This is a genomic window from Nostoc sp. DedSLP03, assembly GCF_034530815.1.
In the GTDB taxonomy this organism is placed as follows: Bacteria; Cyanobacteriota; Cyanobacteriia; order Cyanobacteriales; family Nostocaceae; genus Nostoc.
This window is the reverse complement of record NZ_JAVRCK010000003.1, coordinates 1-23647: the sequence shown is the minus strand read 5'-3', so window position 1 is coordinate 23647 and position 23647 is coordinate 1. Positions and strand designations below refer to the sequence as shown.

Annotated in this window: 20 protein-coding genes, 1 tRNA gene and 1 pseudogene; 7 read left to right on the top strand and 15 right to left on the bottom strand. The window is 41.4% G+C overall.

Features of this window, described 5'->3' with window-relative positions; all coding sequences use genetic code 11:
- Window positions 1–130: 130 nt before the first annotated feature.
- Entirely contained in the window at window positions 131–1387 is a 1257-nt protein-coding gene (locus RM368_RS02130) for an FAD-dependent hydroxylase (protein WP_322692513.1), read from the top strand.
- A 31-nt stretch (window positions 1388–1418) separates the two neighbouring features.
- On the opposite strand, the gene RM368_RS02125 is transcribed toward RM368_RS02130, so the two are convergent.
- On the bottom strand, window positions 1419–2942 hold the full coding sequence (locus RM368_RS02125; RefSeq protein WP_322692635.1) for a site-2 protease family protein: 1524 nt from the start codon (window positions 2940–2942) through the stop codon (window positions 1419–1421).
- A gap of 59 nt (window positions 2943–3001) precedes the next feature.
- Window positions 3002–3298 (bottom strand): hypothetical protein, encoded by a 297-nt coding sequence (locus RM368_RS02120; protein ID WP_322692512.1) that lies wholly within the window; start codon window positions 3296–3298, stop codon window positions 3002–3004.
- A gap of 46 nt (window positions 3299–3344) precedes the next feature.
- Between RM368_RS02120 and RM368_RS02115 the strand changes: the two genes are divergently transcribed.
- Window positions 3345–4076 (top strand): MBL fold metallo-hydrolase, encoded by a 732-nt coding sequence (locus RM368_RS02115; RefSeq protein ID WP_322692511.1) that lies wholly within the window; start codon window positions 3345–3347, stop codon window positions 4074–4076.
- 85 nt (window positions 4077–4161) lie between these two features.
- On the opposite strand, the gene dnaG is transcribed toward RM368_RS02115, so the two are convergent.
- On the bottom strand, window positions 4162–6081 hold the full coding sequence (gene dnaG, locus RM368_RS02110; RefSeq protein WP_322692510.1) for a DNA primase: 1920 nt from the start codon (window positions 6079–6081) through the stop codon (window positions 4162–4164).
- 257 nt (window positions 6082–6338) lie between these two features.
- Here dnaG and RM368_RS02105 point away from each other — a divergent pair, with 257 nt between their 5' ends.
- Window positions 6339–7691: an N-acetylmuramoyl-L-alanine amidase gene (locus RM368_RS02105; RefSeq protein ID WP_322692509.1), complete on the top strand. Its 1353-nt coding sequence runs from the start codon at window positions 6339–6341 to the stop codon at window positions 7689–7691.
- 185 nt (window positions 7692–7876) lie between these two features.
- On the opposite strand, the pseudogene RM368_RS02100 reads toward RM368_RS02105, so the two are convergent.
- A pseudogene (locus tag RM368_RS02100) lies at window positions 7877–7975 on the bottom strand (IS5/IS1182 family transposase); the annotation flags it as partial.
- Between the two features lie 27 nt (window positions 7976–8002).
- On the opposite strand from RM368_RS02100, the gene RM368_RS02095 reads away from it, so the two are divergent.
- Complete coding sequence (locus RM368_RS02095) at window positions 8003–8905, top strand: hypothetical protein (RefSeq protein ID WP_322692508.1); 903 nt, start codon at window positions 8003–8005, stop codon at window positions 8903–8905.
- Window positions 8906–9015: 110 nt separating this feature from the next.
- On the opposite strand, the gene RM368_RS02090 is transcribed toward RM368_RS02095, so the two are convergent.
- From RM368_RS02090 to RM368_RS02080, 3 genes are all read right to left on the bottom strand, one after another.
- The gene (locus tag RM368_RS02090; RefSeq protein ID WP_322692507.1) at window positions 9016–10860 is read right to left on the bottom strand and encodes a tetratricopeptide repeat protein; all 1845 of its coding nucleotides are present in this window, start codon (window positions 10858–10860) and stop codon (window positions 9016–9018) included.
- 123 nt (window positions 10861–10983) lie between these two features.
- The gene (locus RM368_RS02085) at window positions 10984–11754 is read right to left on the bottom strand and encodes a WecB/TagA/CpsF family glycosyltransferase (RefSeq protein WP_322692506.1); all 771 of its coding nucleotides are present in this window, start codon (window positions 11752–11754) and stop codon (window positions 10984–10986) included.
- A gap of 219 nt (window positions 11755–11973) precedes the next feature.
- Window positions 11974–13044, bottom strand: coding sequence for a glycosyltransferase family 4 protein (locus tag RM368_RS02080; protein WP_322692505.1), 1071 nt, complete (start codon window positions 13042–13044; stop codon window positions 11974–11976).
- A 339-nt stretch (window positions 13045–13383) separates the two neighbouring features.
- Here RM368_RS02080 and RM368_RS02075 point away from each other — a divergent pair, with 339 nt between their 5' ends.
- A complete protein-coding gene (locus RM368_RS02075; RefSeq protein ID WP_322692504.1) occupies window positions 13384–14886 on the top strand; it encodes an acyl--CoA ligase in 1503 nt (500 codons plus the stop codon).
- A 204-nt stretch (window positions 14887–15090) separates the two neighbouring features.
- Here RM368_RS02075 and RM368_RS02070 read toward each other — a convergent pair whose 3' ends face one another.
- Together RM368_RS02070 and RM368_RS02065 are read right to left on the bottom strand one after the other, a co-directional pair.
- Window positions 15091–15729 carry a HesA/MoeB/ThiF family protein gene (locus RM368_RS02070; RefSeq protein ID WP_322692503.1) on the bottom strand — a complete coding sequence of 213 codons (639 nt, stop codon included), beginning with the start codon at window positions 15727–15729 and terminating at the stop codon, window positions 15091–15093.
- A gap of 44 nt (window positions 15730–15773) precedes the next feature.
- Window positions 15774–16604: a hypothetical protein gene (locus RM368_RS02065; protein WP_322692634.1), complete on the bottom strand. Its 831-nt coding sequence runs from the start codon at window positions 16602–16604 to the stop codon at window positions 15774–15776.
- Window positions 16605–16707: 103 nt separating this feature from the next.
- Between RM368_RS02065 and RM368_RS02060 the strand changes: the two genes are divergently transcribed.
- Entirely contained in the window at window positions 16708–17088 is a 381-nt protein-coding gene (locus RM368_RS02060) for a hypothetical protein (RefSeq protein ID WP_322692502.1), read from the top strand.
- 401 nt (window positions 17089–17489) lie between these two features.
- On the opposite strand, the gene RM368_RS02055 is transcribed toward RM368_RS02060, so the two are convergent.
- The 6 genes from RM368_RS02055 to RM368_RS02030 form a co-directional block, all read right to left on the bottom strand.
- Window positions 17490–18977 carry a hypothetical protein gene (locus RM368_RS02055; protein ID WP_322692501.1) on the bottom strand — a complete coding sequence of 496 codons (1488 nt, stop codon included), beginning with the start codon at window positions 18975–18977 and terminating at the stop codon, window positions 17490–17492.
- A gap of 85 nt (window positions 18978–19062) precedes the next feature.
- Window positions 19063–20496, bottom strand: coding sequence for a vWA domain-containing protein (locus tag RM368_RS02050; RefSeq protein WP_322692500.1), 1434 nt, complete (start codon window positions 20494–20496; stop codon window positions 19063–19065).
- Between the two features lie 417 nt (window positions 20497–20913).
- A complete protein-coding gene (locus RM368_RS02045; RefSeq protein ID WP_322692499.1) occupies window positions 20914–21090 on the bottom strand; it encodes a hypothetical protein in 177 nt (58 codons plus the stop codon).
- A gap of 113 nt (window positions 21091–21203) precedes the next feature.
- Window positions 21204–21272 (bottom strand) — tRNA-Lys (locus tag RM368_RS02040).
- A gap of 32 nt (window positions 21273–21304) precedes the next feature.
- Window positions 21305–22027, bottom strand: coding sequence for a hypothetical protein (locus RM368_RS02035; protein WP_322692498.1), 723 nt, complete (start codon window positions 22025–22027; stop codon window positions 21305–21307).
- A 473-nt stretch (window positions 22028–22500) separates the two neighbouring features.
- Window positions 22501–22701 (bottom strand): hypothetical protein, encoded by a 201-nt coding sequence (locus RM368_RS02030; protein WP_322692497.1) that lies wholly within the window; start codon window positions 22699–22701, stop codon window positions 22501–22503.
- A gap of 706 nt (window positions 22702–23407) precedes the next feature.
- On the opposite strand from RM368_RS02030, the gene RM368_RS02025 reads away from it, so the two are divergent.
- Complete coding sequence (locus RM368_RS02025; RefSeq protein WP_322692496.1) at window positions 23408–23626, top strand: alpha-amylase family glycosyl hydrolase; 219 nt, start codon at window positions 23408–23410, stop codon at window positions 23624–23626.
- Window positions 23627–23647: the final 21 nt, after the last annotated feature.

The window sequence follows — 23647 nt, the reverse complement described above, 5'->3', positions numbered from 1 at the left end:
CAGAATTCAGGAGTCAGAAGTAAAACAGGCTTTATACCTAGCTTATGGAGAAAATTTTGAATTGTTAACTTGCTCAAGAAGGCGCGATCGCGTCAAAATAAGAGTTAAGATGCTGTAATCTAACTTAACAATGACCATAACGCAGCTTGAGCAAATTTCCCCTCAATTAACACCGCCAAATGAGCAAGGATATGAATATGATTTGGTAATTGTCGGCGGTGGGATTATTGGATTAACTCTAGCCTCTGCTTTAAAAGATTCTGGTTTGAGTATTTTGCTGATTGAGGCGAAAGTCGCATCAGTGGCGGTAGCGAAGGGACAAGCTTATGCAGTTCATCAGCTTTCGTCGCTAATTTATCAAGGAATTGGCGTTTGGGACAAAATGTTGCCGCAAATCGCTAAATATTGCCGAGTTCGTCTTTCGGATGCCGATTATCCCGATGTAGTGGAATTTACCACAGATGATATAAATACCCCAGAGTTGGGTTATGTGGCGGAACACCAAGCTTTGTTGCAGCCGTTGCAAGATTTCGTCCAAAATTGCCCCAACGTGACTTATTTGTGTCCGGCGGAAGTGGTAAATACGCAATACCAGCAGCATATAGTCACCATCGATATAAAAATTGCCGATCGACTAAAGACAGTCAAGAGCAAATTAGTTGTAGCCGCAGATGGATCGCGATCGCCAATTCGCCAAGCGGCTGGAATCAAAACTTCGGGCTGGAAATATTGGCAATCTTGCATTGTAGCCTTTGTCAAACCAGAAAAGCCCCACAATAACACCGCTTACGAAAGATTTTGGTCTAGCGGCCCCTTTGCGATTTTACCTTTACCGGGGAACCGTTGCCGCATTGTCTGGACAGCGCCCCATGAAGAAGCAAAAGCTTTGTGTGCTTTAAATGACGAGCAATTTTTGGCAGAACTAAGCCGCCGCTATGGCGATCAAATGGGTAAATTGGAATTATTAGGCGATCGCTTTGTTTTTCAAGTACAACTTATGCAAAGCGATCGTTACGTTCTCCCCCGACTAGCATTAATTGGTGATGCGGCGCACAATTGCCATCCCGTCGGCGGACAAGGTTTAAATTTGGGCATTCGGGATGCAGCGGCTTTGGCGCAAGTAATTCAAGCAGCGCACAAAGCGGGTAAAGATATTGGTGACATTCAGATTCTCAAAGGTTATGAAAGCTGGCGCAAGCTAGAGAATCTGACAATTTTAGGTTTCACCGATTTGTTAGATCGGATGTTTTCTAATAATTTCTTACCTGTGGTGGTGGTTCGTCGCTTAGGTTTATGGTTCTTGCAGCGAGTACCTGTATTAAAAGTATTTATGCTGAAATTGATGATTGGCTTAAAGGGGCGGACTCCAGAATTAGCAAAACGATAAGGCTTGAGAATGACTCCTGAATTCTGCTTTTTTAAATTTGCAAAAAGTTAGCGATCGCCTGCGGCAATGGCAGAATAATTACAATCAACAAAGCCATTGCCAGTAACCCCCAAACGTCACGTTTGTTATCCAATTCAGTAACATCATTCAGTGCAGGTTCATCAATCAACGGCATAAATAATAGGATAATCGCCCACACCAAAAATTCTTCCCGAACTAAAGAAAGTAATAGCAACAACACGCGAGCAATTTGACCAATTACGATTGCAGTTCGTTGTCCAAACATCGCATGGACAATATGACCTCCATCTAATTGTCCCACAGGCATTAAATTTAACGCTGTGACAACTAGTCCTAAAAAACCTGCTACTGCAACTGGATGCAGATCGAGGGCTGATTTTGCCGTTAACTGACTTCCCAAAGCTAACTTCGAGAGTATAGCCAGTAAAATGGAATACTTGGGATTGAGTGCATCAGGATTTAAAAGTCGAGTTTTTTCAGTCAGGGAAACTATATCAGAATGGGCCAAGCCCCATATTAGTAATGGCAAGGTGACAACAAAACCTGCAATTGGCCCAGCGATACTAATATCAAATAAAGCTTTGCGGTTGGGAATAGGACTACGCATCTGAATAAATGCGCCAAATGTTCCCAAAAAGAAAGGTACGGGAATAAAGTAAGGCAACGTCGAGCGAATCTTGTAGAATCTAGCTGTTAAATAATGCCCAAGTTCGTGAGTGCCCAAAATAGCCATCAGTCCTAAAGCATAAGGCAATCCTTTGAATAGGACATCTGGGTTAGATAGAAGTTTGAATAAAGATCCGATTTGCCAGATAGGCGGCAGAGTAACACCAGCATTTTGCAGTCCCACCAAGGTAGTAGTAATCAAAGTAGCTACTAGCAGCATCAGCGCTAATCCTGGTCGAGTTAACCGTTCCTGGTTGCGTCGTGGTGTATCTGTCTGTTTAGCAGCTTGAGTATTGGGAACTAGGACAAAGAAAGGTTTGCCATTAAAGCCTTCTTGAAAAATCAGCAAGAAGCGATCGCCAAATTGTGCTTCAATATTAGTTTTAATCTGCTGGTAAGCGTTGCTGGCTTTAGTTCGCAACTGACCCCGGCAAATCACAGATTGGGGTCGATACTCAATATTTTGAACGTAGTATACAGACCAAGGAAAACAATTTCGTAGTTGGGTTTCTTCCGCTGGTTCAATGGGACGCACTATTGGTTCTGGGGTAGGCTGGATAGTCGGTTGTGATTCTGAGGCTGGGGTTTGGGCTTCGTCGGTCTGTGTATCTCTTGGTACTTGACGCCCCCATTGAAACAACACCCAGTACAATACTGTGCAGAAAAATACCGACCAGAGGATCAGCTCTGGCGGTGGAGGTTGTTTCGCTCCGTAGATTAGCGTCCATCCACTCAACAGAAATGCTGGTGTCATTAAAACCAGCCACAACAACCATACTGGTGTGCGGGTGATGTGAGCAACGCTGCGCTGCACCATTAGATAAGTAGCTAGTCCCAGTAGGAGGATAAACAGAAACCAAAATGCCATGTTCTCTTCAGTAATTTTGACAAAACGCCCCACCAGTAGCTTTAGCACCATAGCATTAACTACAAGGCAGACCTCAAATCCCAATTTTTTTCACAACGGTTAACAGGAGACTGGGTATTGAGTATTGGGTACTGGGGACTGGGTACTGGGTATTGGGGAAGAAATTCTTTTAAAATTTGGTTGGCGTACCAATCTCCATTCAAATCTTCCCCAGTCCCTAGTTGCCAATACAACTCTTGGAGAGGCTGCGCCCGAAGCGTAGCTATGCCGCAGGCTTTACGGCAACTCTTGGAGACGCACTCGCGTTCGCTTAGTACAAGTCTACCAATTCCCAGTTCAATCTTAAGAATTTCCACACTGTAACCAGATTGTCCACAACTCCTCAGTTTCGGTTCTTTGATTATGTGCCCTTTACCTCAACAGCCAAATCATACAACTAAGCCACCACGGGCTGTCTTCCCGGACAAAGTTCCGAGCGGAGGTTCTCTGCAATCGGACTTCGCACAAGAGAGCATTTTTGCCTTTCCACCCAATCGGGACACATTAGGGGGAACCTCTTATTTTATTGTAAGAAATGAAGGCAATATCCTCATAGATTGCCCTGCACTAGAAAAAACAAATCAAGATTTTTTAGCAGCGCATGGAGGCGTGCGTTGGTTATTTCTCACCCATCGCGGTGCTATTGGCAAGACTGCTGAATTTCAACAAGCTTTTGGCTGCGAGGTGCTGATTCAAGAGCAAGAAGCGTATTTATTACCAGGCTTAACCGTAACTACCTTTAGACAAGAATTTACTCTCGATCCAGCTATGCAAGTGATTTGGACACCAGGGCATTCTCCCGGCTCATCTTGTCTCTACTACAGCGAACTTGGGGGTATATTATTTTCCGGTCGCCATTTACTCCCTAGCCAGCACGGTCAAGCAGTACCATTACGGACAGCTAAAACCTTTCACTGGCCAAGGCAAATTCAGAGTCTTCGATTATTGTTAGAACGTTTTACACCAGAAACTCTCCAGTATATTTGTCCTGGAGCTAATACAGGCTTTCTGAGAGGTAAGCGGGTCATAGATCGAGCTTATCAACACCTCGCCTCTCTAAGTTTACCAACTTTGCTAGGGATACAACCACTTTAGAAGTAGGGGCGCAAGGCTTGATTAGTAGAGGCGCAAGGCCTTGCGCCCCTACTAATCAAGATTTAGGTTGAGCGTGAGTGCAGGGCTACAACAGCTCTGTGATGGAGAATTTTCGCTGACGGTCTAGTTCCTGAAGCCGCCTTTGTTCAGCAGTGAAAGCCTCACTATAATATTTATCTCGCTCTGGCTCTGCCTTTGGATCAATTTTTTCCCAAAGTTTTTGGAAGTGGCGAGAGCGTTTTTCCCGCATCACCCGCTCTAGACAAGCAAGCGTTGCTTGGATCACTTGAGCGGTACGCAATATATCTTTCTGGCTTTTCTCGTTCAGATGAAACAAATTAGATACTAATCCAAAGTCTTCAACTAATTCTAGGTATCTATCTTGCAAATTTGATATTAAATCTACTTCTTTAGCCGTTGACTCCAATATATTTTGCCATAAAAAGCGGTGATGAGAAAGGCTAAATTCTAAATTTCGTGTTTCTAATTCGTCAATAATTGCTTGACGTTGTTCGGGACAATGGAGGTAAATTTTAAGCAATAATGCCTCTGCGTGTTCTAAAAGACTGCGCTCAGGGGGAGGTGCTGGAGATTGCTGAGAAAGATAGTTCTTTACGTTCGCTGTGATCGGTTTTTGTTGTCTCTTAACGCTGGCATTACCAACCAGTTGAGTTTCTAGATTCTCTTCTCGCAAACGTACAAGTCCAGCGTCACCTAAGCTAAGTATTTGGGCACAGTGGGCGACATAATGTTTACGTATTTCGCTAGCTTCAATTCGCTTTAGCAGCTTTACCATCTGCTGAGTTACTTGCTGAAAATCAGTAGCCTGTTTTAAGTCTCGGTCTTGAATAATTTGCTGAATCTGCCAGTCTAGCCAAAGTGGCGCATTTTTTAGCAGTTCTCCATAATCTTCTGGAGTGTGACTATGCAAATATTCATCAGCATCTTTGCCATCGGGTAAATTGAGAATTTTTAGCTGAACTTCGCCGTTGTATGCTAGTTCGGCAATTTCACCAATCGCCCGTTCTGCGGCATTGATTCCAGCTTTATCAGCATCAAAGTTGAGTATTAATTGTTTCGATTCGGTGTAGCGTAATATTAACCGGACTTGTTCTAAGCTTAAAGCTGTACCGAGTGAGGCGACGGCATTATTAATACTAGCGGCGTGGAGAGCGATCGCATCAAAATATCCTTCCACCACCACGGCTCGATCGAGTTTAGAAATACCATCTTTGGCTCGATCGAGGGCGAATAAGGTTTTACCTTTACTAAAAAGTTCGGTTTCGGGTGAATTCAAATATTTAGGCTGCTCATCAGTCAAAGTTCTTCCACCAAAGGCAATGACGCGCCCTTGGACATCACGGATGGGAATCATCAAGCGATCGCGAAATACATCATAATACCCTCCACCTTCCCGGCGTGGCTTAATCAATCCCGCTTTTTCCAGTATTTGCACTGGGTAATATTTATCATCCACTAAATAACGATAAAGAGTTTCCCAACCTGCGGGGGCATAACCTAAACCAAATTGCTGTATAGTTTCTTTTTTGAGTTGGCGGTTAGATTGCAAATATTGAAGTGCTTTTTGTCCTTGGGATTGTCTCAAGGCGTGTTGATAAAACTGTGCTGAAGAAGCGAGAACTTCATATAACTGCTCGCGCAAAGATAGCTGACGCTGTAATTCTTGGCGTTGTTCGGGTTCGAGAGTTTGCACGGGTACTTGGTAACGCCGTGCTAAATCCAGTACCACATCAGCAAAAGAACGCTTTCCCAACTCCATGACAAACTTAATCGCATTTCCTCCAGCTTGACAGCCAAAGCAATAATACATTTGCTTGGTTTGACTAACGGTGAAACTGGGAGATTTCTCATCATGGAAGGGGCACAAACCGACAAAATCCTTTCCTCGTTTGCGTAAAACTACGTATTCCGAGACGACATCTACAATATCAGCCCGTAGTTTAACTTCCTCAATTGTGTCTGGGTGCAAGCGGGGGATTTGCATAATTTATTGGGGATTGGGGATTGGGGATTGGGAATTGGGAATTGGGAATTGGGAATTGGGCATTGGGGATCGAAATGTTTACCCATAGCTATTACCCAGCATCTAGTCCCTAGTCCCCAGTCCCTCGCCATTAACTTTGGAGAAATAACAAAGGATAAATGACTTTAGACTTCTGATCGCTATTATATTCTTGTTGCTAGACCAAGAATGATGTATAGAATTGCTTAGACTTAATTTTATCAGAGGAAATACTGAAAATGGGGCGTATTTTTATATCAGCAGCTCATGGAGGCAAAGAAGCGGGAGGAATAGATCAAGGTGCGATCGCAGGTGGTACAACTGAAGCAAAAGAAATGATTCTACTGCGGGATTTGATTGTTACGGAACTGAGAGCGCGGAGTTTGGAAATTTTGGCGGTTCCTGATGACTTGAGCGCCGCCCAAACTATCACCTGGATCAATTCCCGCGGCCGCCGGGGTGATGTCGCCCTAGAAATTGCAGCTAATGCGGCTAACAGCCCTTCTGTGCGTGGGGCTAGCGTTTTCTACATTACTAATAATAGCGATCGCAAGAGTAATGCCGAACAATTGCTAGTGGGGTTATTGCGCCGCGTACCCCAATTACCGAATCGGGGAGTCAGGCCAGATACAGATAGTGGATTGGGTAGTTTAGCATTCTGTCGTCAGACAACGTTGCCAGCTTTGGTGATGCAAGTGGGGTTTCTCAGCAATCCAGAGGATCGGGCTTTGCTGCAAACTCGTCGCCGCGATTTTGCTTTGGGAATTGTCGATGGATTGGTGACTTGGAGTCGTGTAATTGACCCCACTCCCGGAATTCCCACAGAAGCAAATTATCCACCGATTAATATTAGTATTAATGGACAAAGTTACACGGAGCAAGGAATTTTAGTTAATGGTAATGCTTACATCCCGATTGATTTAGTAGACCTTCTCCGAATTGACCTTTCAAAAGCGGCTAATGTCAATCGCATTACCTATCACAAAGTAGTTTATGTCAAAGCAATCGAACTGCGAGATTTTAATGTTGCAGTTAATTGGGATGCGGCGACGCGTACTGTTAGTTTGCGCTCGAATTTGATGGTTTGCCCCGGTCAATTTTCGCGGGTAATGTCGAACGGTAATACTTCCGAAGTCCAGTTACAATTATTTTTGAGAAATAATAATGAAAATGCCATAACAAAGTTTCCTGATATCCCCAAACTTTATCGAGAAGAAGCAGGTATAGAGGGAGTAAACTATGATATTGCCTTTTGCCAAATGTGTGTAGAAACAGGATTTTTACGGTTTGGTGGTGATATTAAACCTGAGCAAAATAACTTTGCAGGCTTAGGTGCGATCGGTGGCGGTTCGGAGGCTGCGTCTTTCCCAAGTGCGAGAATTGGAGTTAGGGCGCACGTTCAACATTTGAAAGCTTACGCTAGTTTAGAACCTTTGGTACAGGAAGTAGTAGATCCCAGGTTTCGTTTTGTCACACGCGGGATTGCGCCATTAATCGATCAGCTATCAGGGCGATGGTCAGCAGATTTAGATTATGGCACCAAGATTTCAGCAATGCTCAAACGATTATATGAATCAGCAGGACTTCTTTGAGTGTTGAGTAACTTGTTATAGCAATTTTTGGGGCGTTGCAATCGAGTAATGATATTCAGAAAATTTTCATTTAATTATGTTATCCAGAAAAATTTTGCCTCACAGCAAAGTATATACGTAAAGATTCTATTTAGGGTAAATATAGGAGAAAATTTCTGTATAAGAGGTGATTCGTAAACAAAAGCTTAAGATGCCATTCGCTTGACCATCAGACGAATCAATGAGCCATAAATCATTGCTTCACTTAACTCTGTGTACAACTCATAATCCTTGCTCAAACACCTTTTTAATCTGTACGTCATCATTTAAGTATGGCTGAGTCATCTGCCCTAACTATTTTATTTTTAGCAGCAAATCCAGTAGTAAGCTCTCAGTCGCGTTTAGAGCAAGAAGCGCGAGATATTAGTGATGGGTTACTAAGAGCGCGACATCGCGATCGCTTCAAATTTGAGCAACGATGGGCGGTACGTCCTAGAGATATTCAACTGGCTCTGCTAGAATGCAATCCTCAGATTGTTCATTTTGCTGGACATCGCAAACACGACAAGATATTAGAACAAAAAGAAACCATAACTCAAGAGTTTGCTACAGAAACAAAAACTGAGCAAGAGGAAGGATTAGTATTTGAAGATGATACCGGACATATTCATCTTATTCCTGCCAATGCCTTAGCAGATTTATTTAAGTTATTTTCGGATCGGGTGAACTGTGTTCTGTTGAATGGTTGTTATACCGAGGAGCAAGCAAAGGTAATTGCCCAACATATTCTCTACGTGATTGGGATGAAGCAATCAATTACCGATAAAGCGGCTCTAGATTTTGCTTTGGGATTTTATGATGCGCTAGGATCTGGTCGATCAATGGAGTTTGCTTATCATCTGGGCTGTTCAGCAATTCAAATGGCAGGACTATCTGAATATTTGACTCCTATTCTCTATAAAAAAACAGAATCTAATCCTATTTCTGCGCCAGATGATTCTTCCACGCTAAATGCTGTTCTAGTTAATAGCACAACTCGAAACATATCTTCAAAACGGCATATTCAAGAAAAGCGCGAAGACTTAGAAGAAGAATATGATAATGTTCGTAAAAAGTTAAAATTTTTGAAGAAAGAATGGAATATTAAAACTGATTCAGAAGCTAAATATGAGCTTGCACAACGAATTGAACAGTATGAAGTTCAATTGCATAATATTGAAGAATTGCTTGAGTAATTGGAAATAAATAAGGGTTAAGCAAGTGTAAATAATTAGAAGATGGTGTATATTTTCGGTGCGTTACACTAACGTAGTAACACACCGAAAACTTGAATCAAATTACTTTCTTACATATCTCCCTTATATTCTTCTAACAATTGCAGGATGTGATCGTAACCATCTACACCAATAACCGCAATCATTTTCGGACGATGTTGCTGTAATAACTTTTGGAAAGCTTCTGCCCCGATTTGTCCTTGTAAAATTGTCAGTAATCCTGCTGCTTGACGCCACTCATTAGAAGCAATTTGCTCTAAAAGATACATTCCCAAGCAACCTGTATAAACAGTTTTTTCGGAATTTTGCAGATGATAATAAGCTTCTGCTAAATAAGCTAAGTTCCGCCCTTGGAGATACAAATCACCGGAAACTTGCGCTGTTTTAAAGCCATCTTCCAGATATTTAATTGCGGTTTGATGTTGTCCAATTACTAAATAGGCAATTCCTAAGCTGCTGACACATAAGGCTTTACTTTGAAGATCGCCTAATTTTTCTGATAATTTTAAACCTTGTTCCAAATAATTAATTGCGGCTTCATAGGTTTCGGGTTCTAGGTTTTCCAATTCCTGAGCTTGCATGACTTCGCTGTAACCTAAATTTACCAGCGCGTTTGCTTCTCCTGTGCGATCGCCTGCTTGCCGAGTCAGTATTAATGCTCGTTGACTGTGATTAATTGCTTCAGCATAATTTTGCTGTTGTACGTAGGTGCGGCTGAGGTGGTTGAGATTAGCAATTTCACAGGTGCGATCGCCTGCATTCCTGGCTATCTCTAGTGCCTGCTGATGAAAATCAATTGAGCGCTGGTATTGTCCCAAAGCACGCTGAGAATAGCCTAAAAGCGTCAAAATCCGCGCTTTTTCTTGGGTTCCCTCACCTCGTCGCAGCGGTTCATCTAAATAATCTAAGGCATCTCGTAAATAAGTGCCAGTAAAAGAGGCAAAAATCCCGCCGTAAAAAGGAAAATACGGACGCTGGGCAAAGGTTCGCAAAATCTGAAGCATGATTTGAGAACAGGCATCGCTGTATATTGTCCCAATGCTCCTAAAACCACTTGCTAACTGACTCCAAATCACCGCAAAGGTCAAAAAAGTGGAAATGGACAACTTTGGCCCAGCCTTAATATCGTAAGCTTGTTGGTCAAACCAGCTAATTAGTCCCCGTTGCAAGAACTGTAAAATTAATGCCATTTCCACCCAATCTCTGATGGTAATACCACGCTGTCGTTCGGCAAACTCAATTGCGGATTCTTCCCTAGCTAAAGTGCGAAGCAGTGCTTGGGGTAACTCACTATTGAGTTGTTTCGCCCAACTTGCCCAAGGGCCGCGTTCTCCCGGTACACCGCCAAACCCCAGAGATTCTTTTTGCTCGTACATCCAACTGAGCAAGTTGTCTTGCAATCGCTGCCAAGAAGCTAAACCACGGGTAATCCCTTCGGAAAATTGTTGTAAATCAGCATCTGCCTGAGCAAATTGCAGCAATGCCTTGGACAACTGCTGTAACTGTTGTAAATTTAGCGGATACTTCTGATTCGGGTCAGTAACTCGGATAAATGTCGCTAGACGCTCGGCAGCAGGAGCTGTGGTGATTTCTGTAACTGCGGAGGCGATCGCTTCTGTTGCTTTATTTTGCTCTTGCCAGCGTTGCCATTGACTTTGAATAGTCTTAATGGCTCTCAAAGAGCGAGTCGCCTTGGCTTTCTTGAGTTCGTCTTTTTCGCTATCTACTTGGCTTTGCAGGGAATTCAAGCGATCGCTCAAAGCTAGCTCAAAGACTTCCCCTGTACCGGAAGTAATTCCTTTGAGCAGCATTTGATACACTTGTTCTACAGAGCTAATTTTGCCCTTGAGGGTGGTTTCGACTATTTCATCGATTAAGGCAAGATAGCGATCGCTTAATGGCAGAGAGTCTGGCACTTTGGCTACTAGAAGAATGTCACATCAATTCTAATTCTAGTCTTGGCAGCAGAGGTAGGGGAAACAATTTGCTTCTTTTGGGCAGTCATGGTTATAACAAATGCAAAATTTAGAAAAATTTATTTAGCGATTTGTTATCATTCCTTGAGCGATTCGCTTTTTAACTACGCGATAAAAAAATAATGGAATGCCTACAATATAACGGTCTGCTAGACGAGTAGGTTCAGTAATTAAGCGTGTTAACCACTCCAGGCCATTATCAGTCAGCCAACGCGGCCCGCGATATATAGAGTCAGTATAAAAATCTAGACAAGCACCTAAAGGTAAAAATACAGTAGTTTCAATTTTATTGAAGTTATCTAAAATCCAGCGTTCTTGTAATGGCATACCAAAACCAATATATAAAATATCTGGTTGGAATTTATTAATTTTTTCTATTACCAAATCATTCTCTTTTCCTGATTTATCAAAATAACCATGATGTCCCTGTACGCGTAAATTAGGCGCAATCGATTCTAACTTAGTAATTGCCTTATCTACTACGCCAGGTTTTCCAGCTAACAAAAATAAAGAAAGGTTTTCTCGTTCGCACTTTAATACTAAATCTTCTATGTAATCTGGTGCTGTCATTCGATGTGCAGATTGCATTGAATAACCATTGAATCTAGCTCCTACCATTACACCAAATCCGTCACAAAATACTAAATCAGCTTTGTTCAAAAAATCTCGATACCAAGACTTTTCATAAGCGAAATTCATTGCTCTGATATTCACATGTCCTACAACTGTCTTTTTTTTATTTTTTGCTGCTTCTATTAAATAATCAACTAATTCTTGTACTTTAACTTTATGGAATCTTGTATCCAATAATTTAATTTCCGGAAAACTTTTCATTTCTGTACTCCCTCAATTATTAGCCAGTATACCAAGTTTAGAACAATCAAAACAACAAAATAATTATACCTTTATCGCCACCTTAAATTTTCCTAATATTAAATGAAATCCCACCTTGGTAACGCGTATTATTTTTGTATACAGACTGAATTACGTCGTTTTGGAATTTGGTGTTTCATACATAGGGTAAGTAAGTTCAACCTACTTTCATCAAGATGCTTATCGATTGATAACTGCTGTATAAATACCTCTTAAAGATGTAAGATATTTGTTGATGTCCAAGTGTTTAACTCTGGCTCGTGCATTATTTCCCAAAGATATTCTCAGATTTTCGTCTGCAATTAAAGATTGCATTGCTTCTGACAATTGTTGAATATCCCCCGGATTAACTAATAAACCATTCTGATTTTGAGTAACTATTTCGGGTATTCCTCCTACTGCGGTAGTGATAACTGCCAAACCCCAACTCATTGCTTCTAATAGTGCCATAGGTAAACCTTCGTTGTAGGAAGGTAACACAAAGACATCAGCTTTAGTGAAAAGATCGTCGCGTTTTTCTCGATCTACCCAATCAAGAATGGTGATGTAGTCAGTAAGATTTAGAGTTGGGAGCAAACTACGAGCTTGTTGTACATCTCCATCCCCGGCTATAACTAACTTGGCTTGGCTTTGTTGAGCAACAGGCATAGAAGCAAATGCTTTAATTAAATCAAAAGTGCCTTTGCGCTCACCAATACGCCCTAAAAATAATAAAAATATCTGTTTAGAATCTATTCGCTGTGGTATTTGTGCGGGAATTTTTACCGGGTTAGGCAGAACAATAACTTGTTCTGATTTCAAGCCAAGATTCTCAATGTAGAATTTTTTCCAGCTATCTGATAAAACGATGAAACGCGTACATTTACAAAACGACCAACTTAGCCACTGCTTAAGCCATTGGGGTAGTTTTGAGTAAAACAAATGAAAATCAGCACTATGAGTATGAATAATTACTGGCTTTTGAAATAGCCAACCAATCAGAGTAGTAATTGAATGACGAAAAGCGCTGCCTCTATCTGAAACATGGATGTGAATTAGGTCAGTTCTTTGGTTTAATAAGTTCCAAAATAACTCACCTATTGCCTGCAAAAAAACTAACACTTTATAGACAGTAGAACCATTCGGTAAAGTCGTAATGTGTTTAATTTGAACATCAGAGGTAGTTTCTTCAAGAATGAGCTTTTCCACAGAAACTATTCCACCTTGGCGCTCCAAGCTTTCGCCCAACATAGTAATTTTTATGGGACTCATAATTGTTATTAATATGTTTTGGAAATTGAGTACACGGCTATTTATATAAACTATTGAACTAATTTCTTCTAGTCAGATCCAAAGGACTAATCCAAAGGCATCTTGAGAATTAATGCTAATAACTCTATCTGCTTGAGCGCAGATCCACAAATTTATTCAATGTACACTTTTATGATTTTACAGGATGATCTCCATAACAAAATTCTGTCATAAGCATTGTTATGAGGATATTTAAAATATTGTTGTTAATAACAGCATTTTAGCACTCTCTCATAACTCAAAGCTAAGTAACAATTTTTTGTTTAAGCTAAATCATATATTTACAAGTAAGAAAAACTAATGAATTTATTTGAGCTTTTAGTAGGGGAAGACAATCATCCAGCCCTAGTTACGCCTGATGGGCGATCGCTAACCTATAAGCAATTGCGCGAGAATGTTATTGCACTGGTATCTCAACTCAACAGCTTTGGATTAAAACCGGGAGAACGCATTGCCATTGCCATGACTAACGGTTCACCAATGGCGATTACCTTTTTGGCTGCTGCCTTATGTGGCACTGCTGCACCCTTAAATCCCAAATACAAACAAGAAGAATTTGCCTTTTACTACCAAGATACCCAAGCAAAAGCACTGATTACGTTGTCTGAGGGGTCAGAAGCAGCCATTGCTAGTGTCACACCTGATATGATGGTGATTAATGCCAAGATAAATACTGACGGCACATTAAGCTTTGAATTAGTCAAAACAGGCTCAAAACCAGCAGAATCCGCGAATCCCACAGCCCCCAACGCTGATGATATAGCGATGATTCTCCACACTAGCGGCACTACCAGTCGTCCCAAGCGTGTGCCGATTCGTCATCGCAACTTAATCGCTTCAGCCGGCAATCTGATTAGTGCTTACTCACTTACAGCAGCTGATACTACAATATGCCTAATGCCCCTATTCCATGTTCACGGATTAGTGGGCTGTTTGCTGGCAACTCTGGCTTCGGGTGGTACATTAGTTTGTCCCAATGGTTTTAATGCCTTGGAGTTTTGGAAACTGGTAGATACCTACAAACCCACCTGGTACTCCGCAGCGCCAACCATGCACCAGACAATTTTGGCGCGCGCTAGCCGCAACCTAGAAATTGTCAAAGCAAACCGCTTTCGTTTCATTCGTTCTAGTAGCGCTTCTTTGCCGCCGATTATCATTGAACAGTTAGAGGCTACTCTTAATGCTCCTGTGGTGGAATCTTACAGCATGACTGAAGCATCTCACTTAATGACCACCAATCCCCTACCGCCAAAAGTTAGGAAACTAGGTACTGTAGGTTATGGCTTTGGCGTAGAAGTGGGCATTATGGACTCCGAAGGCAACCTATTATCTAAAGGAAGCTTGGGCGAGGTGGTAATAAAAGCACCCAACGTTATAGATGGCTATGAAAACAACCCAGAAGCTAACGCCACTGCTTTTGTGAACGGTTGGTTCCGTACAGGGGATCAGGGTACAGTTGATGCAGACGGCTACCTCCGCTTGACTGGACGGATTAAAGAATTGATTAACCGGGGTGGGGAAAAAATTTCTCCTTTAGAAGTGGATGATGTCTTGCTACGCCATCCCACCGTCGCCGAAGCCTTAGCCTTTGCTGTTCCCCACAAATCTTTAGGAGAAGATATCCACGCAGCTGTGGTTCTGAAAGCAGAAGCTAGCGAAAAAGAACTTTTAGCTCACTGTGCAACTATGCTGGCAGACTTCAAAGTTCCGAAGCAAATTCATATTTTAGAGCAGCTACCTCGTGGTGCTACCGGTAAACTGCAACGGTTGGCGATGGCGAAATTGCTGAATATAGGGGAATAGGGAGATAATACCAATTCAAAATTCAAAACTTGTACTGAGCGTAGCCGAAGTATTCAAAATTCAAAATTAGGGAAGCTAGACAGAACAAAGGTATGTCCGTATGTATCTGTCGCATTCTTTTTTCAAATTGGTATAACGCAAGTTTACTAAACGATTTGGCACACCCACCGCGAACACGCTTAAAATCACAAACGTCTATGCAATCTACAAAAACAGAGATTGAACAGTCAGATCCTTCTGAGTGATACTGAAGTTACGCTGTTCTGCTGTGGCAACGAATGAAACGATCGCTTCACACGCCACAGCAACGGTTAACATCACCAGATTTCGTGCCAACGGATAATCACAGACATCATCATTAACTTCGGAAGGAACGCGATAAACGTCATTCCAAATCACTTCTGCATAATCAGCTGCTAGTCCAGCATGAAGGCAGGGTACGTTTAATTTTTCAGCATAATCTTTCACTGCTTGACGTGCCACGCTATTGTCAAAAACATCAACAATTAGCTGGCTGTCTTGGAGTAATTGATTTGTATTTGCTGGTGTCAACTCAAGAGTTTTGGCATTAACTTTAGTACCAATTGCTCGATATAAATTGTTCGCCAAGATTTTCGCCTTGAACGCTCCCACATCAGAACGGTAGTAAGGCTGAGTTGAAAGATTGCGCTCCTCAATGCGATCGCGATCTATCACTGTCATTTTATCAAAACCAGACCGAGCTAGGTTTTCTGCTATGTTAGCTCCTAATGCTCCAGCGCCACAAATTGTTACAGGATAGTTTTTTAGCTTTGTCATCACAGCATTGGTGCGGTAAAGCTGTTCGTGAAAAAAGACACTCATAATAATTCGTAATTCGTAATTCGTAATTCGTAATTCGTAATTAACTACTCTTGTTGTTCTATGACAGCTACTAAGGATTGCAAGTCAAAATCGCGATCGCGTCCACTTAGGCAAATGCCAGAACTGACAACTGTCAAATCAGTTTTAGCGATCGCACTACTGTGACGAACACCATCAGCAGTTGTCCAATCGACTGTCCAATAGTCGCTGCGATCGTGGAATTGATTTAAGGTACCGCCACCGATTTGCAATGCCTTTCTCAATCGCTTTTCATCCTGTTGGGGTTGACTAAATCCCTCAATCCGCCGAGTTGCTAATTCATACGCTGTGCGGATTTCTGGAGTGATACCCTTAAACTGTAATTCTTCAGCAGGAATGAGTTGTTTAACAGCAGATTGCAGAGTTTCAACAATTACCGGATCGGTACGGCGATCTACTTCCTCGAACCAGCATGAATGCCCATTCCATCGAGCAATGATTTGCTCAAAGGCGATACCCTCGGTAACTAAGTGGATTGCGATCGGCTTAACTACCTTCAACCGTTGACGCATATCTACTTCATTCACGGGGTATGCTAACCAAGTTTGTTTTTGCAGTTGGTGTGCTAACCGCAGTCGTATTTGGGGAAACTGTTGCAGGTATTCCCCAATTTGGGGTAAGTCTGCTTCTTCTATAACTGTTGCTGTTTTTTCATCCACAGCCTGAAAGATGCCCCAACCTTGAAATTTACTAGGCTTTGGACTGAAGGTGTAGATCATCCCGGCTACCCGTGTGCGAACTCGTCCACCTTTGACACAGGGCGCTAGGAATTGGGTGGTATATAAGTGTGCTTCTGCGATCGCAATTTGGTTGATTAGCTTACGGATGTCAGTCATCATTATTATCTCTATTTACGCATAATTACCCAAGATTTTCTCAAAAACAGAGTATATAAAAAAACATATTTATCTGACAGTAAACCCAAAAAATAGAAAAATAATGACTACCCAAATACAACAAATATCAGAGTCCCGAAAAAAGTTAGCATCTGCTTACCGTGCAGTTTACGCAATTGGAGTTTTGAGTATTTTTCTAAGCATAATATTCTTTGTTGCTGGTAGTCGATTACCCGATTATTTAATATTGGTTTTTTGTTCTTTATTTATTGGTTTACTCTATTTAGTTCTAGGTTTTTTTGTACAACGTAAATCAAAAATTGCACTAGGTATTGCAGTAGGATTGATGTCGCTAAATGTGTTAACTGGCATTTTCAATATGATTCAAACTGGTAAACCGTTTAGCTTGATTGTTCCCATGATATTTTTAGGTCAGACTATAGGAGGATTTAAAGCTATAGAAGTATTAAAGTCAAAAACTTGAAGTGAATTTTAATTTTGTTAATCAATAGCCTCCTACTTAGAAAGTAGTAAAATTCCTGCGTGCAAGTTGGTGGAGCATTGCGTGTTCTCAGTTACTAGAGGGACTCCGCTGGTGAGTTGTTACACACTCTTTTAAGGATGGCTACTTTTAAGCCTACCTCCCAGGTTCTTCGTACTCCCCGTTCACACACGCCCACTGTATTTGACAGTGTACCGTTCCTCTCGTACTAGTATGTAGGCTCCAAGAGTTGGGGCACGCAGGATATTAATATAATACAATATACTACATAAAATTGGAAGAGATGAAAACAGAGATTTTACAGTAGTGCGATCGCCAAAATCAATGGTATTACACTTATTACATAATTACTTACAAATGTAAATCCAGAATAGTTTTTGTAATTAGCACTCATCTTGAAAAGGAAAAGTTTTGTAGGTAAGACCATGCTTACTACAACCCATTTCATCCTTAATTTCTATTCTCCTCGACTCAATGTAAGCACCTTGATATTTAAGTATAGAGAGAATTAAACGAACTATAAGATTTGCAAGTTTACGAAGTTCTGGTGCAATGTACAAGCCACCGAAACCTTGATGAATAATTTTGTCTCTAATTTTTATGAATTCAAGCTCTGGAAATAAGTCTTTATAGGGAACTTTATAAAATTCCAGCATTTGTTTAAGACTTGTTCTGAGGCTCCCCACTTGATTGAATGAGCCATCAGCAAATGATTTCTCCACCTTGGTTTTGAATATATGATACTTTTCTAAAATATTTTCATCATTAATATCTTTTTCGTATTGACCTATAACACTTAAAATTTGCTCCCTAATCTTTTGATACATAGATGTAGGAATAAGTTTACTGCTAAAATTAGATGAGTGATGTTTATTGAGTGTTTCTAAGACTGTACATAATAGCATAAACTCCACCGAAACTGTGTTGCTAGTAAATGCCTCAACATACCAACGTAAAGCAGAGCCTAGTCCTTTATCACTGAAGTTGGCCAATGTTACTTTTGAAGCACATTGTTTAATAAACAAATGCAAATGAGGTTGCTGGATTACAGCAATTCCGCTACCTTTTATGAACACTTGATCTCCAGACCAAAACTCTATTTTTTTCTGCCCACTAACTCCTTGGGATGTTTCAACTCTATAAATATTTTTTATACATTTTCCAATTGCAAATGAAATTAATAGTTCAAACCAAGCAAAATACGTATTATATGATATTTCTTCAGCATTCTCTTCATCTAAAACTCTAAATTTAATCTCAGCGCTTAAAATTTCAGCTTCCTTCTTACCTCTATATACTGAGATAAGGCTGAATTCATGTTGAGAATCCAGAAAATCAGTTGAAAAATTGCATCGTACTTCTAAATTAGAAAGTCCATAAATAGATTCTAATGCTTTTCCTCTAATAACTTGAGGATTATAGTCAATATGCAAATTACTTAATCTGACTAAATATTTTTGAGTGTTTTTTGCGGCTTCTTTATTATCAATATTACCACCAAAACTAACAGTAAAGCTTGTATCTGCTATATTTGCTTTGATAAACCAGTTTTCAAACGTTCTTCCTTGAATTATATAATCACCTTCATAGGGAGTGTGAACTAATTCTTTTTCAAGTTCATCTAATTGGAACAACAAAGCCTTAGATATTTCCTGATCTATGCTTGAAGGTGTTTTAACTTTATATATTGGTGCAGATTCATAAAATTTTTTATTATTTAGTTTTTCATTTATATCTGAATCAATCTCAAGATAAATATTTCCATTGGTATAACAGTGAATAATAGCAATTAAATTCTCAATTGGCTGATTATCTTCTTCATGCAGTTTCTTCAAATTTCCAACAAAACTAAACTGTTTCTCAATCTCCATATCTTTGCCTTTTCAATTTGAAGTTTTAGCTACTAAATTAGCACTGCTTATCGACATTAACAATAAGCAATGCCATATTCTAACCTCACTTATCTTCTCGCACAGGCAACGGCATATCCAAAATCTCCATCAGCAAATCTAGACGAGAGGGACGCGTCAGGAGTGGGACGATATTCGGCAAACTGTAGTAGTCACCCGCAAAAGTAAACGTATCTACAGGTGCTTGCTGCTGCTTCAATTGACTCTCCACCCAGTTGTAATGAGTACCCACACGGACAATCACCACATTGGACATTATCGCCAACTCCCGGCAGTAGTTCTTGTAGACTTCACCAAAGTAAGGAGCAGCATTTTCGCCCTCATCCGTCACCAAAATTATCTGGTCAACTACCTGCTTCTTCTTCCGCATTGCTTCCAATGCACAACCGATACTAGTACCACCGCCTGCCTTAATGTGCTGGAAGGCACGCTCCCAGTCGCTCAACTCCTTGCCCTTTGCTGTAACAGCGTAAGGAATGGTGTCAAAGGCGTAGACAAACAGTTCTGCCTGAGTGATACCAGAGATTAGGGCAGCGAGTTGCTTGCCGATCGCGATCGCATTTTCCATTGAACCAGACTTATCTACTAATAAAGCAGTTGGACGAGCGATCGCACCACGCCGCTTTACTTGTTCGTTAGTCACCTTTTCCAGTTGGGCAACGGTGTCTGCGTCAAAATCTCCTGCGTCTGTGGCAATCTGTGCTTTGAATGCTGAGACACGCCCACTCTTAGACGCTAACTCCAGCTTAGAATCAATCAGCTTCTTGACTTCTGGATGATCCATTGCACCTCTAGTCTGGAGAGACTTGAGGTTATTGATAGCTTCTTGGGGAGACATGCTATTGATTAACGCCACCAATACAACTGGTGTAAGTTGCTTGATCGCACCAATTGCGATCGTGTAGGGAATTTTGAACTCCACAATCAGCCGTGCCTGTTCTGCAGCATTTTCTGCCTTAGCAAGCTGCTTGAGCACATTTGCTAAGGAACCCTCTGGAGGAGTATCGCCAAATAGAATCGCATTTGCCCGTTCATTTGGCTTGATGTGCAGTGAAGCATATAAGTGCTTCATTGCCTTACGACCTCGCAAAGCGGCGCGATCGAACAGAGCCGGATTGCTTTCCCGTACCTTCAAGTAACGCCGTACCGCAGTCCGAGCCGAACGAGGCAGTTTATTCTGCTGTTGCTTCATGAAGTCCACTACACGAGCCACCTGATAGGGTGGAAACTCTTGCAGCATCATAAATCCAGCATCTCGGTGTTCAGTCAAATTGCTAGTTAACAAATGAGCAACAAACACCTCCTTGTGGTCGCGGACATCACCATAACGCTGATACCAAACTGCCAGGTGTCCGTAGAAGATGGGATCGAGTTCAACAATTAACTGATGAATTTCTGCGACTTGCTCAAGTTTGCGGTGAGGAGTTGTTAGCAAACTGTTGAGCATTTCCAAACGCAGGTCACGTTCTGCGGTATTCATTATGAACCTCCTCTAAGAATTTTGGATTTTGGATTTTGGATTTTAGATTGCAACCCAAAATCCGAAATTGCAGGAGGCAGATGTTGCACGCGGGGCGATAAAGTCACCGCGCAAGTTGTGGAAGCATTGGATATAACTTATGCAGAGTTATGTAAGCTTCTGCGATCGGGGCGCGGCAACAACTGCCAAGTAAAAGGGACTGGGGATTAGGAGACTTCTTGCAGAAATAGGGGAAAGGGTAAGGGGTAAAGGGGAAAGGGATGGAATTTTCTCTTACCCTTTCCCCAACCGGAAAGCAAAAGTGACTTTTGCAAGAGGTCTAGGGATTAGGGACTGGGTAATGAGCGGAAAATTATCGAATTTGCTCTTACTCCCTAAAAGTAGTAGCTGCGTAAACTGCCATCATATCTGCCGCTATTACGACAGCACTTTTTGAAAGCAGCGACCAGAACCACAAAGACAAAGGTCATTGTTACCAAGCTTTTCTTCTAGTTCCTTGTCGCCATGAACAAGGCGATCGCCGCGTTTAACAGCTTTTTCAGATGGGTAGCCACGACGACGTTTGCTCGATGGTTCAAAAGCAGAAATCGTCAAATTCGTCGAAATCTTCAGGCTCGATGTTGAAAGAATTAATCTTTTTCATCGTACTCACCTCCATATTTAAATGAAATAAAATCGCTTCGTGCAAGTCGAAAAAGCTGTTGATTCACACACGGGATTTGAACCCGTAGTTGCTTGATTAAAAGTCAAGTGCCTTACCATTCGGCTAGTATGTAAGCTTTTTCAGTTAGGGCACGAAGTGAAAAATTTAGATTTTAGAAAGTTGATTTAAAATAAATCGAATTTCTTTCTTGTTACACTGCTGTTTCTTAACAGCGTAAATCTTTCGACCTGTATATGCCACAGAATGATGAATTATACCTTTGACAGCATCCTTCACATAATGAGTGGGTGGCGATGGCAAATCTTCAAAGGTAATTAAATACCAAATTTCGTTTAGCTTCTGGTATTGATGATAATTATCAATGATGACAATATCAGTTTGTTCCTGCTTTTGCTTTTGCTTTCGAGGTATTTTCTCGGCTGCACAAAGAATTCCAGTTTCAGGATGGATATAGAAGCGATCGCGATGGTTTGCATCTAACTTAGTTCGATACCCTTGGTAAGGCTTGCGATAAAAACCACCATCAATTATTTCTACATGCCGTTCAACGTAGTCCCACACATGATCGATAACATGCTGTCCTGCCATTGTGCTGGAATCTAATCGTTGACACAGTTGACTGTAAACTTCATTCCAAGGCTGTCCGACTTTTGAACGCAAAAACCGACGCAGAGGGCCGAGATGGTCTGAAAGATACTTAGATTTATTTATTGGTTTAATTAGGTAGGGATTCAACAATCCATCCTGAATTGCATCCTGGGTGATCTTGTATAATTGCTTCTTAAAGCCAGTCACCTTTTTGAGGCTAATTCTCCTTCCACCGCGAGGACGCTCAATTACAATCTCGCTCAAACGATGTTCGCTCATATCTCACGTTGTTTAAATGCAGTTTTTCTAATTGAGTTGTTATTAAACATGAGTTGGCTAACATCATTGAACTCACCTCCGTATTGAGTACAGGTTATAGATAAATACAATTCAAATAATTGAAATTCCGCACAAGTTAGCAAAGCAGTTTTCACAGTTGCCTTTACCAATTTGGCTACGCTCCCATCAAAGGGAGCGGCAGGAATCGAACCTGCATTCCGTTGCCGGATAGTGTGTGTAGGCTTTACAAGTTAGGGCGCGGAATTAAGTTTTAAATCATTCCGTGCAAGTTCAAGAAGCTTTTTACAGCTACGGTCGCTCTTACCAAATATTGGCAGTGGGCACGCACGCTAAATCTGCGAGAGACTTAAAAATCATGCTTCGCTTATTCGATCGCTCGAACTTTACTACCTTAGGGCCGTTATCAATGTGTATGTATGCTTCTTCTGTTAGGGCACGGATGACTTGGAAACTTAACCATAGACAGCTTCAGGGCGGACGATCAGATCGCCACTAGGACGGCGATCGATTACGTAAGCAGAAAGGCGATCGCTATTTACATCTAAATGTCGAGCAACCCGCTCCTTCACTGCTGCATCATTCATCCCTGCTGCAATTCCCAATTGGGTTTTTGGCACATCAACAGAACGTCCTTCAAATCGAATATGAACCATTACAATCACCTCTTGTTTTAATTACGAATTGATATTAGTGGATCTGATCGGGATTGAACCGATACCCTCCCTGTGAGAGTTACACTCACACCTCATGCGAGTTGAAAAAGCTGTGGTTACACCGCAGGAATCGCACCTGCAACTTATCGTTTTAGAGACGATCGCTCTATCTATTGAGCTAGTATGTAAGCTTTTTCTGTTAGGGCACAAGTGACATCTGGGAACTCTACCGTTAGAGCTACAGACCCAAGAAAGCATTATTGCAATGCTTTTGAGGAGGCTGTTCTTTGATACTACAAATGTAGTATGTAATTTACATAATGTCAAGTGTCGGGATAAATCTGTTCAGCTGAAAGCCATGAAAAAAATAAAAATTGCAGGCTGTAAAGCCATTGAGCAGTGGTGTAGTGGGATTTCACTTGCTACAACGGATGGTGCAGCGTAAAGCCTGCGGTATGGTAACTTTTAGAGACGCTATGCGTAGCTTGCTTCTCTGTAAGTACGCTTAGAGCGAGTACTCGAGCGTCGGGAATCTCCCTTCAGGAGACGCTACGCGAACACCAGTAGCCTACGGCGGGAAACCCGCTTACAGCCCTGGATTCACCGCAATGCAGTGGCTCCCCCACAAGAATTATCTTTTGATTCAGCAACACCAGCAAATCTAACTCTATCGACAGATATTTAAGAAAAACCAAAAAAAGATACGATGGCGAAAACGATCGCTGTAAGTATTATGCTAAACCTCTGGTATAAAAGTGCTGTCATCTATTGCATTGATGTTGAAACGTTTATGGATGGTAACGGCGATGGCATAGGAGACTTTGAGGGACTGATCGATCGCCTAGATTATATTGCAGGCTTAGGCATTAACTGTATTTGGCTGATGCCATTTTATCCCTCTTCTGTCACTTTCCGGGTATTCTAAATAAAAGGACTAAAAGAAAAA

Coding starts and splice junctions, on each gene's coding strand:
- RM368_RS02125 (WP_322692635.1), bottom strand. CDS start 2,942: ATGGCATTTTGGTTTCTGTTTATCCTCCTACTGGGACTAGCTACTTAT.
- RM368_RS02050 (WP_322692500.1), bottom strand. CDS start 20,496: ATGAATACCGCAGAACGTGACCTGCGTTTGGAAATGCTCAACAGTTTG.
- RM368_RS02060 (WP_322692502.1), top strand. CDS start 16,708: ATGACTACCCAAATACAACAAATATCAGAGTCCCGAAAAAAGTTAGCA.
- RM368_RS02085 (WP_322692506.1), bottom strand. CDS start 11,754: ATGAAAAGTTTTCCGGAAATTAAATTATTGGATACAAGATTCCATAAA.
- RM368_RS02095 (WP_322692508.1), top strand. CDS start 8,003: ATGGCTGAGTCATCTGCCCTAACTATTTTATTTTTAGCAGCAAATCCA.
- RM368_RS02065 (WP_322692634.1), bottom strand. CDS start 16,604: ATGACTGACATCCGTAAGCTAATCAACCAAATTGCGATCGCAGAAGCA.
- RM368_RS02055 (WP_322692501.1), bottom strand. CDS start 18,977: ATGGAGATTGAGAAACAGTTTAGTTTTGTTGGAAATTTGAAGAAACTG.
- RM368_RS02105 (WP_322692509.1), top strand. CDS start 6,339: ATGGGGCGTATTTTTATATCAGCAGCTCATGGAGGCAAAGAAGCGGGA.
- RM368_RS02070 (WP_322692503.1), bottom strand. CDS start 15,729: ATGAGTGTCTTTTTTCACGAACAGCTTTACCGCACCAATGCTGTGATG.
- RM368_RS02035 (WP_322692498.1), bottom strand. CDS start 22,027: ATGAGCGAACATCGTTTGAGCGAGATTGTAATTGAGCGTCCTCGCGGT.
- RM368_RS02025 (WP_322692496.1), top strand. CDS start 23,408: ATGGCGAAAACGATCGCTGTAAGTATTATGCTAAACCTCTGGTATAAA.
- RM368_RS02030 (WP_322692497.1), bottom strand. CDS start 22,701: ATGGTTCATATTCGATTTGAAGGACGTTCTGTTGATGTGCCAAAAACC.
- dnaG (WP_322692510.1), bottom strand. CDS start 6,081: ATGCAAATCCCCCGCTTGCACCCAGACACAATTGAGGAAGTTAAACTA.
- RM368_RS02080 (WP_322692505.1), bottom strand. CDS start 13,044: ATGAGTCCCATAAAAATTACTATGTTGGGCGAAAGCTTGGAGCGCCAA.
- RM368_RS02075 (WP_322692504.1), top strand. CDS start 13,384: ATGAATTTATTTGAGCTTTTAGTAGGGGAAGACAATCATCCAGCCCTA.
- RM368_RS02130 (WP_322692513.1), top strand. CDS start 131: ATGACCATAACGCAGCTTGAGCAAATTTCCCCTCAATTAACACCGCCA.
- RM368_RS02115 (WP_322692511.1), top strand. CDS start 3,345: ATGTGCCCTTTACCTCAACAGCCAAATCATACAACTAAGCCACCACGG.